The sequence below is a fragment of the Streptomyces silaceus genome (assembly GCF_001419745.1).
GTDB lineage: Bacteria > Actinomycetota > Actinomycetes > Streptomycetales > Streptomycetaceae > Streptomyces > Streptomyces silaceus.
Genome location: NZ_LIRJ01000441.1, coordinates 1 through 14,465 on the forward strand (window position 1 = coordinate 1; position 14,465 = coordinate 14,465).

Sequence of the window (14,465 nt, forward strand, 5' to 3'; positions counted from 1 at the left end):
GGCGGACCGCCCCCGCCGCGCCGGTGTCTCCTCGTTCGGGATCAGCGGCACCAACGCCCACGCGATCATCGAACAGGCCCCCGCCGAAGCCCTCGTGGCACAGGCCCCCGCCGAGGGCCCCGCGGCACAGGAGCCCGCGAGCGACGGCGGACTCGCCGTCCCCGTGCTGCTCACCGCCAAGACGCCCGCCGCGCTCGCCGGCCAGGCCGAGGCGCTCCTCGCCCACCTCGACGCCCACCCCGGCCTCGACCCGTCCGACGTCGCCTGGTCGCTCGCCACCGGCCGCGCCCACTTCGCCCACCGCGCCGCGATCACCGGAGCCGACACCGCGGACCTGCGCGGCGCCCTCGCCGCGCTGGCCGCCGGCACCACCGCCACCGGACTCGTCGAAGGCACCGTCACGGGACGCGCCCGTCCGGTGTTCGTCTTCCCCGGCCAGGGCTCCCAGTGGTCCGGCATGGCCACCGAACTCCTCGACTCCTCACCGGCGTTCGCCGCCCGCATGGCCGAGTGCGCCGAGGCGATCGCCCCGCACACCGACTGGGACTTCCACGCCGAACTGCGCGGCTCCCTCGACCGCGTCGACGTCGTCCAGCCGCTGCTGTGGGCCGTCATGGTCTCCCTGGCGCACGCCTGGACCGCCGCCGGTGTCACCCCGTCCGCCGTCATCGGCCACTCCCAGGGCGAGATCGCCGCGGCCTGCGCGGCCGGCGCGCTCTCCCTGGCGGACGGCGCCCGCATCGTCACCCTGCGCTCGCGGGCCATCGCCCGCGACCTGTCCGGCGGGGGCGGCATGATGTCGGTGGGCGAGGGCGCCGACGCCGTACGCGAACGTCTCGCCGCGTGGGACGGGCGCCTGTCCGTAGCCGCCGTCAACGGCGCCGCCTCCACGGTGGTCTCCGGCGACGCCGACGCGCTCAAGGAGTTCCACGCGCAGCTGCGCGCCGAGCAGGTCCGCGCCAAGCTGCTGCCCGTCGACTACGCCTCGCACAGTGCGCACGTGGAGTCCATCCGCGAGCAGCTCCTCGACGTACTCGACGGCATCCGGCCGCGCACCGCCGACGTGCCGTTCTACTCCACCGTCACCGGCGGCCTGATCGACACCGCCGAGCTGGGCGCCGAGTACTGGTACACGAACCTGCGCGGCACCGTCCTCTTCGAGGAGGCCGTGCGGGCCGCCGTCGCCGACGGACACGCCCTGTTCGTCGAGTCCAGCCCGCACCCCGTGCTCACCGTCGGCATCCAGGAGACCGACGACCGCGTCGCCGCCATCGGCTCGCTGCGCCGCGACGACGGCGGGCGCGAGCGGTTCCTCACCGCGCTCGGCGAGGCGTTCACGCACGGCGTGGCCGTCGACTGGGAGGCGGTGTGCGAGGGACGCCGCCCGCGCCGCGTCCCGCTGCCCCCGTACGCCTTCCAGCACGAGCGGTACTGGCTGGACAGCACCGGGACGGGCGCCGACGTCACCGCCGCGGGCCTCGCGCCCACCGAACACGCGCTGCTGGGCGCCGCGATGGCGCGCGCGGACGGCGGGGGAGCGGTCCTCACCGGCCGCATCGCCGCGGGCACGCACCCGTGGCTGAACGACCACCGCGTCGGCGGACAGCTCCTGTTCCCCGGCACGGGGCACCTCGAACTCGCCCTGCGCGCGGGCGACCAGGTCGGCTGCGGCGACGTCGTGGAACTCACGCTCCAGGCGCCGCTCGTCCTGCCCGAGCACGGCGCCGTACAGCTCCAGGTCGTCGTCGGCGCGCCCGACGAGGGGACCCCGCACGAGGGCGCGACCCGGCCGATCAGTGTCTGGTCGCGCCCGGAGGACCCCGACCAGGACCTGCCGTGGACGCGGCACGCCGACGGGCTGCTGGCCCCGACGGGCACGCTCCCGGACGCCGAGGACACGCTGACGGCCTGGCCGCCGCCGGGCGCCGAACCGGTGCCGCTGGACGGCCTGTACGACGAGTTGGCGGATCTCGGGCTCGGCTACGGCCCGCTGTTCCAGGGGCTGCGGGCCGCCTGGCGCGACGGCGACGAGGTGTACGCCGAGATCGCCACGGACGCGGCACCCGACGGCTTCGCCCTGCACCCCGCCCTGTCCGACGCGGCCCTGCACACCGTCGGCCTCACCGACGCCGCCGCCGACGAGGCACTGCTGCCGTTCGCCTGGTCCGGGGTGCGACTGCACGCCACCGGCGCGACCGCGCTGCGCGTCCGCGTGCGGCCCACCGGCGAGGGCACCGTGTCCCTGACGCTCGCCGACCCGGCCGGCGCCCCCGTCGCCGGCGTCGACTCCCTCGTCCTGCGGCCCCTGCGCACCGAGGCGCTGGCCGCCGCCGCGCGCTCGGCCCGCGCCGGGGCGCTGTACCGCGTCGACTGGACCGCCGCCCCCGCACCGGCCGCGACGGCCGTACCGCCCCTGGAGGTGCTGCGCGCGTCCGGCGGGGCGAGCGCCGACGAGGTGCGTGCCGCCGTCACCGGCGTACTCGACACCCTGCGCGCCCACCTGGCCGACGACCGCCTCACCGACACCACCCTCGTCGTGGTCACCGGGACCGATCCGGCGGGCGCGGCGGCGGGCGGTCTGGTGCGCTCGGCCCAGACGGAGAACCCGGGGCGCATCGTCCTGGTGGAGGCCGAGGGCGACCTCGGCGAGGAGCTGCTCGCCGAGGCCGTCGCCGTCGGCGAACCGCACGTGGCGTACCGCGAGGGCGCGTGGCGCGTGCCGCGCTTGACGAGGACCGAGGCGGCCGACGCCACGGAGGCCCCCGCAGCGGCCCCCGCCCTCGGCGAAGGCACCGTCCTCCTCACGGGCGCGAGCGGCGCGCTCGGCGGCGTCATCGCCCGCCACCTCGCCGCCGAAGGCCACGCCCGGCATCTGCTGCTGCTCAGCCGCTCCGGCATCAGCGAGGAACTCGCGTCGGACATACGCGAGTCGGGCGCCGAGGTCACCGGCGTCGCCTGCGACGTCGCCGACCGCGCCGCGCTCGCCGCCGTCCTGGACGCCGTCCCGGCCGACCGGCCGCTGACCGCCGTGGTCCACGCGGCGGGCGTCCTCGCCGACGGCGTGCTCTCCTCGCTCACGCCCGAGCGGATCGACGCGGTGTTCCGGCCCAAGGTCGACGCCGCCTGGCATCTGCACGAGCTGACCGCGGACCTGGACCTGTCGGCGTTCGTCCTGTTCTCCTCGGCCGCCGCCACCCTCGGCTCCCCGGGGCAGGGCAACTACGCCGCCGCCAACGCCTACCTCGACGCCCTCGCCGGCCACCGGCGGGCGGCCGGGCTGCCCGCGCACTCCCTCGCGTGGGGCCTGTGGGCGCAGGCGAGCGGCATGACCGGCACCCTCGACGACACCGACAAGTCCCGCATCGCGCGCGGCGGCGTGGCACCGCTGGAGACCGAGGAGGGCCTCGCCCTCTTCGACGCGGCCCTGCGCGGCGGCGACCCGGCGGTCCTGCCGGTGAAGCTGGACCCCGCCGGGCTGCGCGCCCAAGGACCCGCGCTCGCCCCGCTGTTCCGCTCGCTGGTCCCCGTCCAGCGCGGCAGCGCCGCCGGGCAGAGCGCCGCCGCGGGCGGCGCCGACGCGCTGCGCGAGCGGCTCGCCGCGCTCCTGGAGATCGAGCGCGAACCGTTCCTCACTGAACTGGTGCAGAGCCACGTCGCCGCGCTCCTCGGCTACAAGTCACCGCAGGACGTGGGCAGTTCGCTGCCGTTCCGCGAGCTCGGCTTCGACTCGCTGGCCGCCGTCGAACTCCGCAACGGCCTCACCGCCGCCACCGGCCTGCGGCTGCCCGCGACCCTGGTCTTCGACCACCCCACGCCCGCCGAACTCGCCCGCTTCCTGCACGGCGAACTCTCCGAGGGCCTCGGTGCCCCGGCGGTCACGGCCCGCCCCGCGGCCCGCCGTACCGCCGCCGACGACGAACCGGTCGCCATCATCGGCATGGGCTGCCGCTTCCCCGGCGACATCGCCTCGCCCGAGGACCTGTGGCGGCTCGTCTCCGAAGGCCGCGACGCCATCGGCGACTTCCCCGCCGACCGGGGCTGGGACGTCGAGACGCTCTACGACCCCACCCTGGACCGGCCCGGCACCAGCTACACCCGCCACGGCGCGTTCCTCCACGACGCCGCCGACTTCGACCCCGCCTTCTTCGGCATGGACGGCGAGGAGGCCGAGGTCACCGACCCGCAGCAGCGGCTCCTCCTGGAGACCTCCTGGGAGGCCCTGGAGCGCGCCTCCATCGACCCGGCCACCCTGCGCGGCTCCGACACCGGAGTCTTCGCCGGCGTGATGTACCACGACTACTTCGGCAGCTTCGGCTCCGGCAGCGTGGTCTCCGGACGGGTCGCCTACACCCTGGGCCTCGAGGGCCCCACCCTGTCGGTCGACACCGCCTGCTCCTCCTCGCTGGTCGCCCTGCACCTGGCCGCCCAGTCGCTGCGCCAGGGCGACTGCTCGCTGGCGCTCGCCGGCGGCGTCACCGTCATGGCGACGCCGGGCACCTTCGTGGAGTTCAGCCGCCACCGCGGGCTGTCCCGCGACGGCCGCTGCCGCCCCTTCGCCGACGGCGCCGACGGCACCGGCTTCGGCGAGGGCGCGGGCGTCCTCCTGCTGGAGCGGCTCTCCGACGCCCGGCGCAACGGCCACCGCGTCCTCGCCGTGCTGCGCGGCACCGCCGTCAACCAGGACGGCGCCTCCAACGGCATCACCGCCCCCAGCGGCCCCGCCCAGCAGCGCGTCATCCGCCGCGCCCTGGAGTCGGCCGCCGTGTCCGCGGCCGAGGTCGACGTGGTCGAGGCGCACGGCACCGGCACCACCCTCGGCGACCCCATCGAGGCGCAGGCGCTGATCGCCACCTACGGCGCCGACCACACCGAGGAACGCCCGCTGTGGCTCGGCTCGGTCAAGTCCAACCTCGGGCACACCCAGGCCGCCGCCGGCGTCGCGGGCGTCATCAAGATGGTGCAGGCCATCCGGCACGAGACCCTGCCCGCCACCCTCGGCGTCGACGCGCCGTCGCGGCACGTCGCGTGGGAGGGCGGCAACGTCCGCCTCCTCACCGAGTCACGGGCCTGGCCCGACCCCGGCCACCCGCGCCGCGCGGGCGTCTCCTCCTTCGGCATCTCCGGCACCAACGCGCACGTGGTCATCGAGGCCGCCCCCGCCGAGCAGACCGAAGAGGGTGCCCGGGCACCGGAGGTCAAGCCCGTACCGTGGCTGCTGTCCGGTCACACCCCGCAGGCCCTGCGCGCCCAGGCCGCCCGGCTCCTCGACCACCTGAGCACCGCCGAGGACGCCGACCCGCACCGGATCGCCGGCGCCCTGGCCACCGCCCGCACCGCGCTCACCCACCGCGCCGCCGTGCTCGGCGACGGCCTCGACGCGCTGATCGCGGGCGTACGGGCCGTCGCCGAGGGCACCACACCGCCCGACGGCACCACCGGCACCGCCACCGACGGCAAGCTCGCCTTCCTGTTCTCCGGCCAGGGCTCGCAGCTGCCGGGCATGGGCACGCGGCTCGCCGAGGCGTTCCCCGTGTTCGCCGCGGCCCTCGACGACGTACGCGCCCACCTGGACCCGCTCCTGGACCGGCCGCTCGCCGAAGTCCTCGGTGACGCCGATCTGTTGGAGCGCACGGAGTACACCCAGCCCGCGCTGTTCGCCGTCGAGGTGGCGCTGTACCGGCTCCTGGAGTCCCTCGGCGTACGGCCCGACGTCCTCGCGGGCCACTCCGTCGGCGAGTTCGCCGCCGCCCACGTCGCCGGCGTCCTCACCCTGGAGGACGCCTGCACGCTGATCGCCGCGCGCGGCCGGCTCATGCAGGCCCTGCCCGAGGGCGGCGTGATGATCGCCGTCAAGGCGGCCGAGGACGAGGTCGCCCCGCTGCTCACCGACGGCGTCGGCATCGCCGCCGTCAACGGCCCCGACTCCGTGGTGGTCTCCGGCCGCGCCGAGCCCGCCCGCGCCCTCGCGGCCCGCTTCGCGCGCACCAAGGAACTCGCCGTCAGCCACGCCTTCCACTCGGCGCTGATGGAGCCGATGCTCCAGGAGTTCCGCGAGATCGCCGAGTCCCTGACGTACGGACCGCTGCGCATCCCGCTGGTCTCCACTCTGACGGGCGCCCAGGCCGCCGCGCGGGAGCTGTCCACGGCCGAGTACTGGGTACGGCACGCCCGTGAGGCCGTCCGGTTCGCCGACGCCGTCGCCGCTCTGGAGGACCTCGGCGTACGACGGTTCGCCGAGGCCGGGCCCGGCAGCGCGCTCACCGCCGCGACCGCCGAGACCGTGCGCGGCGACGCCGCCGCCGTCCCCCTGCTGCGCAAGGACCGGGAGGAGACCACCGCGCTGCTCGGCGGCCTCGCCGCGCTGCACGTTTACGGCACCGCCGTCGACTGGGCGGCCCTGCTGCCCCACCGCGACGGCTCCGACCTGCCGACGTACGCGTTCCAGCGCACCCGCCACTGGGTGAACGCCGACGTCGCCGGCGCCCGCGCCGCCGCCGACCACCCGCTGCTCGGCACCGCCGTGGAACTCGCCGGCGCCGACGGCACCCTGTACACCGGCCACCTCTCGCTCGCCGACCACCCCTGGCTCGCCGACCACGCCGTCGGCGGTGTGCCGCTGCTGCCGGGCACCGCGTTCGTCGAGATGGCCCTCGCCGCCGGAGCCCGCCTGGACTGCGGCACCGTCGACGAACTCACCATCGCCGAACCGCTGGTGCTGCCCGAGGACGGCGCCGTACGCCTCCAGTGCACCGTCGGCGAACCCGACGCGTCGGGCGCGCGGGACTTCCGCGTGTACTCCGCCGCGGCCGACGGCGACCCGTGGACCACGCACGCCACCGGCGTCCTGCGCCCCGGCGTCGCCGACGGCGGCCACGACCTGACCGTCTGGCCGCCGGCCGGCGCCGAACCGGTCGACGTCGAGGGCCACTACGAACGGCTCGCGGAACTCGGCGCCCAGTACGGCCCCCGCTTCCAGGGGCTGCGGGCCGCCTGGCGCCTGGGCGACGAGGTGTTCGCCGAGGTCGCCGTGGACGCGGGCGACCCCACGGGCCGCCTCGGCCTGCACCCGGCGCTGTTCGACGCCGCCCTGCACGCCGTGGGGCTGCGCGCGGGCGCCGCCGAACGCATGGCGCTGCCGTTCGCCTGGAGCGGCGTCGCCCTGCACGCCGTGGGCGCGACCTCGCTGCGCGTCCGCATCGCCCCGCACGGCACCGACGGCATCACCCTCGACGCCGCCGACGACGCGGGCGAGCCCGTGGTGCGGGTGGCGTCGCTCGCCCTGCGGGAGGTCAGCCCCGAACGCGTCGCCGCGGCGGCCTCCGGGGGCGTCGACTCCCTGTACGCCCTCGACTGGGCGCCGCTCACCGGCGACGGCGCGCCGCAGGCCGGCCGCTGGACCGTGCTCGGCCCCGACGCCGACGTGCTCGCCGACGCGCTGGCCGACGAGGTCGCCGAGGTGACCGTCGCCGCCGACCTCGCCGAGGCCGCGGGCACCGCCCCGGACACCGTCGTCCTCGTCCACACCGGAGGCGACACCCCCGACGAGATCCGTACGGCCACGCACACCCTGCTGGACCGTGCGCAGACCTGGCTGGCCGACGCGCGGTTCGCCGACAGCACCCTGGTCGTGGCGACCCGCGGCGCCGCCGGGCCCGCCCACCAGGACGTCACCGACCTCGGGGGCGCCGCCGCCTGGGGCCTGCTGCGCGCCGCGCAGTCCGAACACCCCGACCGCATCGTCCTCGCCGACCTCGACACCACCGAGGCGTCCCGCAGGGCACTGCCGTCCGCCGTCGCCTCCGGCGCCCACCAACTGGTGCTCCGCGACGGCGCGTCGAGCGCGCCGAGGCTGGTGCGCGCACCCCGCGCGGCCGACCACGCACCGGCCGACTGGACCGGCGGCGTCCTCCTCACGGGCGGCACCGGCGCCCTCGGCCGCGCCGTGGCCCGCCACCTGGTCACGGCGCACGGCGCGCCCCGTCTGGTGCTGCTCAGCCGCAGCGGACCCGACGCGCCCGGCGCGGCGGACCTGCGCGAGGAACTCACCGCGCTCGGCGCCGAGGTGAGCGTCGTCGCCTGCGACGCCGCCGACCGGCAGGAGCTGGCCCGCGTCCTGGCCGAGCACCCCGTCTCGGCGGTGGTGCACACCGCGGGCGTCCTCGACGACGGCATGCTCACCTCGCTGACGCCCGACCGGCTCGACGGCGTCCTGCGCCCGAAGCTGGACGCCGCCTGGAACCTGCACGAACTGACCGCGGACCTGGACCTGTCGGCGTTCGTCCTGTTCTCCTCGGCGGCCGGTCTGCTCGGCAGCCCCGGCCAGTCCTCGTACGCCTGCGCCAACGCCTTCCTCGACGGCCTCGCCGCGCACCGCAGGTCCCTCGGTCTGCCCGCCGTGTCGCTGTCGTGGGGCGCCTGGGCGGGCGGCGGCGGCATGGCCGACCGGCTCGATGACGCCGACGGCCGCCGGATGGCGGCGGGCGGGGTGCTCGCGCTCGACGAGGACACCGCGCTCGGTCTGTTCGACACGGCCGTGGGGCGCCCGGAGGCGGTCCTGATGCCGGTCCGTCTCGACCTCGCCGCCCTCGGCGCGTCCGGCCGGGTCCCGCCGCTGCTGCGCGGCCTCGTCCGTACCCCGCGCCGCACCACCGGGACCGCGTCGGCCGCCGCGTCGACGGCCCTGCGGCGCGATCTCGCCGGGCTGGACGAGACGGAGCGCACACAGCGGCTGCTCGACCTGGTGAGCGCCGAGGCCGGCCGCGTGCTCGGCATCGATGATGTCGAACCGGGCCCCGCCTTCAGCGAGTTGGGCTTCGACTCGTTGACCGCTGTCGAGTTCCGCAACCGGCTCAACGAACTCACCGGGCTGCGGCTGCCCGCCACCCTCATCTTCGACCACCCCAACCCGGCCGCGCTCGCCGCTCATCTCGCCGAGGAGCTGACCCCGCGCGGGCGTGGTGCGGCGGACACCGAGGAGGCCGCCGTCCGGCGCGCCCTGACCGCCCTTCCGCTCGCGAAGCTGCGCGACGCGGGCCTGCTGGACGGCCTGCTGGAGCTGGCCGGACTGCGCGCGGCGGACGAACCGGCCGCGGACGGCGGGCAGAGCCGCGCCTCGATCGACGCGATGGACGCGGAGAGCCTGATCAGCATGGCGCTCGACGACCTCGTCGGCGAGGACGACGCCCTGTGACGGGCACCGCGCCGGACCCGGCGACGACCTCTGCGACGAGTAACCCTGTGACGAGGAGGGGGAGCATGGCGGACAGCGCCGTGTCAGGAAGCACCGCATCCGGGAGCCAGGACACCCGGATGGTCGAGGCGCTGCGCGCCTCGCTCAAGGAGATCGACCGGCTGCGGGAACGCACCCGCGCCCTGACCGCGACGGCGCGCGAACCGATCGCGATCGTCGGCATGGCGTGCCGCTACCCGGGCGGCGTCCGCTCGCCCCAGGAGCTGTGGGAGCTCGTCGAGCGCGGCGGGGACGGCATCGGCGCGTTCCCCGCCGACCGCGGCTGGGACCCGGACCTCTACGACCCGGAGCCCGGCAAGGCCGGCCGCTCGTACACCCGCGAGGGCGGATTCCTGCACGACGCGGGCGACTTCGACGCCGGCTTCTTCGGCATCAGCCCGCGCGAGGCGCCCCTGATGGACCCTCAGCAGCGCCTGCTGCTCGAAGGGTCCTGGGAGGCGCTGGAGAGCGCGGGCATCGACCCGGAGTCCCTGCGCGGCAGCCGCACCGGCGTGTTCGCGGGGCTCATGTACCACGACTACTTCGGCAGTTTCGGATCCGGGAGCATCGTCTCGGGCCGCGTCGCCTACACGCTCGGCCTGGAGGGCCCGACCCTCACCGTCGACACCGCCTGCTCCTCCTCGCTCGTCACCCTGCACCTCGCGGCCCAGTCGCTGCGCCAGGGCGAGTCGACGCTCGCCCTGGCCGGGGGAGTGACGGTGATGGCATCCCCCGGCACCTATGTGGAGTTCAGCAGGCAGGGCGCGCTCTCGCCGGACGGCCGGTGCCGGGCCTTCGCCGAGGGCGCGAACGGCACGGGCTTCGCCGAAGGGCTCGGCGTCCTGGTCCTGGAGCGCCTCTCGGACGCGCGGCGCAACGGCCACGAGGTCCTCGCCGTGATCCGCGGCTCGGCCGTCAACTCCGACGGCGCCTCCAACGGCCTCACCGCGCCCAACGGCCCCTCCCAACAGCGCGTCATCCGCGCGGCGTTGGCCGCCGCGCGGGTGTCCGCCGCCGAGGTGGACCTGGTCGAGGCGCACGGCACCGGCACCACCCTCGGCGACCCCATCGAGGCGCAGGCGCTGCTCGCCACCTACGGCAGCGAGCGCCCGGCCGACGCCCCGCTCTGGCTCGGCTCGATCAAGTCGAACATCGGGCACACGCAGGCCGCCGCCGGGGTCGCGGGCGTCATCAAGACGGTCATGGCGATGCGCCACGGCGTGCTGCCCGCCACCCTGCACGCCGCCGAACCGTCCACCAAGGTCGACTGGACGTCCGGAAACGTACGCCTGCTGACCGACTCCCGCCCGTGGCCGAGCGAGGACCACCCCCGCCGGGCGGGCATCTCCTCGTTCGGGATCAGCGGCACGAACGCCCACGTGATCGTGGAGGAGGCCGCCGCGGAGGCGGTGTCCGACGAGGCGGCCGAACCCGCCGACGGGGCACCGGAGGCGGCGACGGCCCCCGCCCTGCTCTGGCCCCTGTCCGCCCGCTCCCCGCAGGCGCTGTCCGCGCAGGCCGAGCGGCTGCGCGCCTTCGTCGAGGCACGCCCCGAACTCGAACCCGCCGTCGTGGCTCGGGAGTTGGGCGTGCGCCGCGCGGCCTTCGGGCACCGCGCCGCCGTCACCGGCGCCGACCGCGAGCAGCTGCTGGCCGGGCTGCGCGCGCTCGCCGCCGGAGACGCCTCGCCCGCCGTCGTCACCGGCCGGGCCCGCACCGGGGCCCGCACCGCGTTCCTCTTCACCGGGCAGGGCGCCCAGCGTCTCGGTATGGGCCTCGAACTGCGCGCCCACTACCCGGTGTTCGCCGAGACCTTTGACGCGATCGACGCCGAACTCGGCCTGAACCTTGCGGAGTTGCTCGCCGGGGGCGACCGGGAAGCGGTGCACAGGACCCAGTACGCCCAGACCGCCCTGTTCGCCTTCGAGGTGGCGCTGTTCCGGCTCCTGGAGTCGTGGGGCGTACGTCCCGACCACCTCGCCGGGCACTCCGTCGGCGAACTCGCCGCCGCGCATGTCGCGGGCGTCCTCGACCTCCGTGACGCCTGCGCGCTGGTGGCGGCGCGCGGCCGGCTCATGCAGGCGCTGCCGGAGGGTGGCGCGATGGTGGCGGTGCAGGCGGGTGAGGAGGAGGTGCGTCCGTTCCTGGACGGTCGTGTCGGTCTCGCGGCGGTGAACGGTCCGCGTTCGGTGGTGGTGTCCGGTGAGGCGGGCGCGGTGGGTGAGGTGGCGGCCCGGTTCGAGAAGAGCAAGCGGCTCACTGTTTCGCATGCGTTCCACTCGCCGTTGATGGATCCGATGTTGGATGAGTTCCGTGCGGTCGCGAAGGGGCTGACGTTCCACGAGCCGGGCATTCCGCTGGTGTCCACGCTCACCGGTGAGATAGCGGATGCCGATCTCGTACGCGATCCGGACTACTGGGTACGTCATGTCCGGGGCACCGTCCGCTTCGCCGACGCCGTGAACACCCTCACCGGGGCCGGAGTCGGCCGCTTCGTGGAGCTCGGCCCCGACGCCGTCCTGACCGGCATGGCCCGCGAGTGCGTCGACGCCGACGCGGACGCGGGCACCGTGACGTTCACCGCCCTCGGGCGGCGGCAGGGCGCCGAGACCGCCACGCTGCTGACCGGCCTCGCCCGGCTGCACACCGACGGCCTGTCGCCCGACTGGCAGGCACTCTTCCCCGGAACGGACCGCACGGACCTGCCCACGTACGCGTTCCAGCGCCGCCGCTACTGGCTGGACGCGGACGTCGCCCTCACCCTGGAACAGGGCTCCACGGCACCGGTGTCCGCGCTCGAAGCGGTCCTCGACGAGCCGTCAGGCGAGGGCGCGCAGCCGCTCGCCGCCCGCCTCGCCGGCCTCGCACCGGCGGAGCAGGAGTCCCTGCTCACCGACGTGGTGCGCGCCCAGGCCGCCGCCGTCCTCGGCCACGAGGGCGTCGAGGCCGTCGAGCCGGACGCCGCGTTCCTGGAGGTCGGCATGGACTCGGTGTCCGCGGCCGAACTGCGCGCCGCCCTGGAGGGCGCCCTCGGTCTGCGCCTGGGAGCCGCCGCCGTCTTCGACCACCGCACGCCGCTCGCCCTCGCCGCCCATGTGCGCGAGGAGTTCGCGCGCGGCGGCCGGGCCGGGGCGCCGGACGGCGGCCCCGACCCCGAGTCGGTCGGCGGGCTGCTGCGCCGCGCGGTGCGCGAGGGCCGGATGGCCAAGGGCATCGAGCTCCTGAAGACCGTGGCCGAGATCCTGCCCGGCTTCGCCACCCCGGACGAACTGGGCGAGGTGCCCGCACCGGTCCGCCTGGCCACCGGCGACGCCGCGACCCGGCTGATCTGCCTGCCCTCGCCGATGGCTCTTGGCGGCGCCCACCAGTACGCGCGGTTCGCCGCCCGCTTCCGGGGCCGCCGCGACGTCCTCGTCCCCGCGGTCCCCGGCTTCCTGCCCGGCGAGCCGCTGCCCCGCACACTGGAGGCGGCGATCGACGTGGTCGTCGAGGGCATCCGCGCGGCGACGGCCGACGGGCGGCCCTTCGTCCTCCTCGGCTACTCCTCCGGGGGCCAGTTCGCCCACGCCGCGGCCGAGATCCTGGAGAAGGCCGGCACCCCGGCCGCCGGACTCGCCCTGCTGGACACCTACTTGCCCGGCGACGACGGCAAGGACGAGCTGTGGCGGCAGATGCTCGACGGGATGCTGGACCGCGAGTCGTCCCTGGGCGGATTCAGCACCGCCCGCCTGGCCGCCATGAGCCGCTACAGCGACCTCATCGGCGACTGCATGCCCGGCGCCCTGAGCGCCCCGGTGCTCTTCGTGCGGCCCACCGAGTCCTTCGCCTCGGGGGACGGCACCGGGGACTGGCAGGCGTCCTGGGCCGGGGACCACGTCCTCGCCGAGGTGCCGGGGACCCACTTCACCATCCTGGAGGAGGCCGCGGACACCACCGCGGGCGCGGTGGAGGAATGGCTCATCGGCGGCGGTGCCGGCTGAGCGGACCACAGGTCGCGGAAATGACCCGCGGGGCGCCGCCGAATGGTGACGGCGCCCCGCGGGGGCATTCATCGAGCGGCCGTACGAAAATGCGCCAGCCATGCGTCGACGTCACAGCGAATTCCGGCCGGATCGACATCCAATTGACCGGCGATTTCCAGCGATGCCTGCTCCGGATCCCAATTCACGCGCCGCAGGGCGAGCCACATCATCGTGCCCGTCGGGCCGCACCGATGTCTCTTTCCGGTGTGCGGCGAGATGAGTTCCAGGAATCCGTCGGGCAGTACCCGGGGAACCACTTCCGGCTCATTCCCCATGGTGGCGCGATCCTTCCCACCTGCCCCGCCTGCCACCAACAACCGTCGATATACGGCCACTTGGCCTCCGGTCGAGCGATCTGCCCCGCCTCACGAGTGGTCGGTCGCCCCGTCCGCCGCACGTCCGCCGAATTCCTCCGGACAAGTGGGTGACCTCTTCTGGACTCATATTGTGCGTTCCCCTCCGCGTCATGCTCGATGGCACGACGCTACCCGCCGGAAAGGCGTTCGAAAATGGCCCTGGCAATACTTCTTGGGGTGGTGCCAGCCGTCCTGCGCGGCGGAAGTTTTCTCCCCCTTGACAGCCCATCGGCGGCGGCTCCGCACGTTCCACCGGTGGCTGGGTAGAGAAAGTTCTACCTCGGATCCACCTGCTAAGGCCAATGTGCCGACCCACCGCCCGCTTCTAACGTTGATCTCGACACCGCGCCGCAGCGCGACTCATTTCCGGGGAGCCCGAGTGCACACAACAGACAACACCCGACAGGCACAGGCCGTACGGCTGGACGCCGTCTCGAAGATCTACGGCCGCGGGGACAACGAGGTGGCTGCGCTCAGGGACTTCACCATGAGCTTCGCCACCGGCACCTTCACCGCTGTGATGGGCCCGTCAGGTTCGGGCAAGAGCACCTTCCTGCACTGCGCCGCGGGACTGGTCAGGCCCACCTCCGGCACCGTCACCGTGGGCGGCACCGACCTCGCCGGCCTGGACGACGTCCGGCTGACCAGGATGCGCCGCGACCGCATCGGCTTCATCTTCCAGTCGTTCAACCTGCTGCCCTCGCTGACCGTGCGGCAGAACATCCTGCTGCCGCTGCAGCTGGCCGGTGCCCGCCCCGACAAGTCCCTCGTCCAGAACGTGGTGCGGCGCGTGGGTCTCGCCGAGCGCCTCGACCACCTGCCCAGCCAGCTCTCCGGCGGCCAGCAGCAGCGCGTCGC

General features: G+C 75.3%; 4 protein-coding genes. 3 read left to right on the forward strand and 1 reads right to left on the reverse strand.

Annotated elements, in window-relative coordinates:
• Together AOK22_RS33255 and AOK22_RS33260 are read left to right on the forward strand one after the other, a co-directional pair.
• Window positions 1-9,190, forward strand: a 9,190-nt coding sequence (locus tag AOK22_RS33255; RefSeq protein WP_063795383.1) for an SDR family NAD(P)-dependent oxidoreductase, incomplete at its 5' end; no start/stop codon positions are given.
• Between the two features lie 65 nt (window positions 9,191-9,255).
• Complete coding sequence (locus AOK22_RS33260) at window positions 9,256-13,209, forward strand: type I polyketide synthase (RefSeq protein ID WP_055702436.1); 3,954 nt, start codon at window positions 9,256-9,258, stop codon at window positions 13,207-13,209.
• A 68-nt stretch (window positions 13,210-13,277) separates the two neighbouring features.
• Here AOK22_RS33260 and AOK22_RS40345 read toward each other — a convergent pair whose 3' ends face one another.
• Complete coding sequence (locus AOK22_RS40345; protein ID WP_079036980.1) at window positions 13,278-13,526, reverse strand: PqqD family peptide modification chaperone; 249 nt, start codon at window positions 13,524-13,526, stop codon at window positions 13,278-13,280.
• A gap of 460 nt (window positions 13,527-13,986) precedes the next feature.
• Between AOK22_RS40345 and AOK22_RS33265 the strand changes: the two genes are divergently transcribed.
• A partial coding sequence (locus AOK22_RS33265) for an ABC transporter ATP-binding protein (protein ID WP_157872347.1) occupies window positions 13,987-14,465 on the forward strand: 479 nt, incomplete at its 3' end.

Bases quoted from the DNA above. Each gene is read 5' to 3' on its own strand.
- AOK22_RS40345 (WP_079036980.1), bottom strand. From the start codon at position 13,526: ATGGGGAATGAGCCGGAAGTGGTTCCCCGGGTACTGCCCGACGGATTC.
- AOK22_RS33260 (WP_055702436.1), top strand. From the start codon at position 9,256: ATGGCGGACAGCGCCGTGTCAGGAAGCACCGCATCCGGGAGCCAGGAC.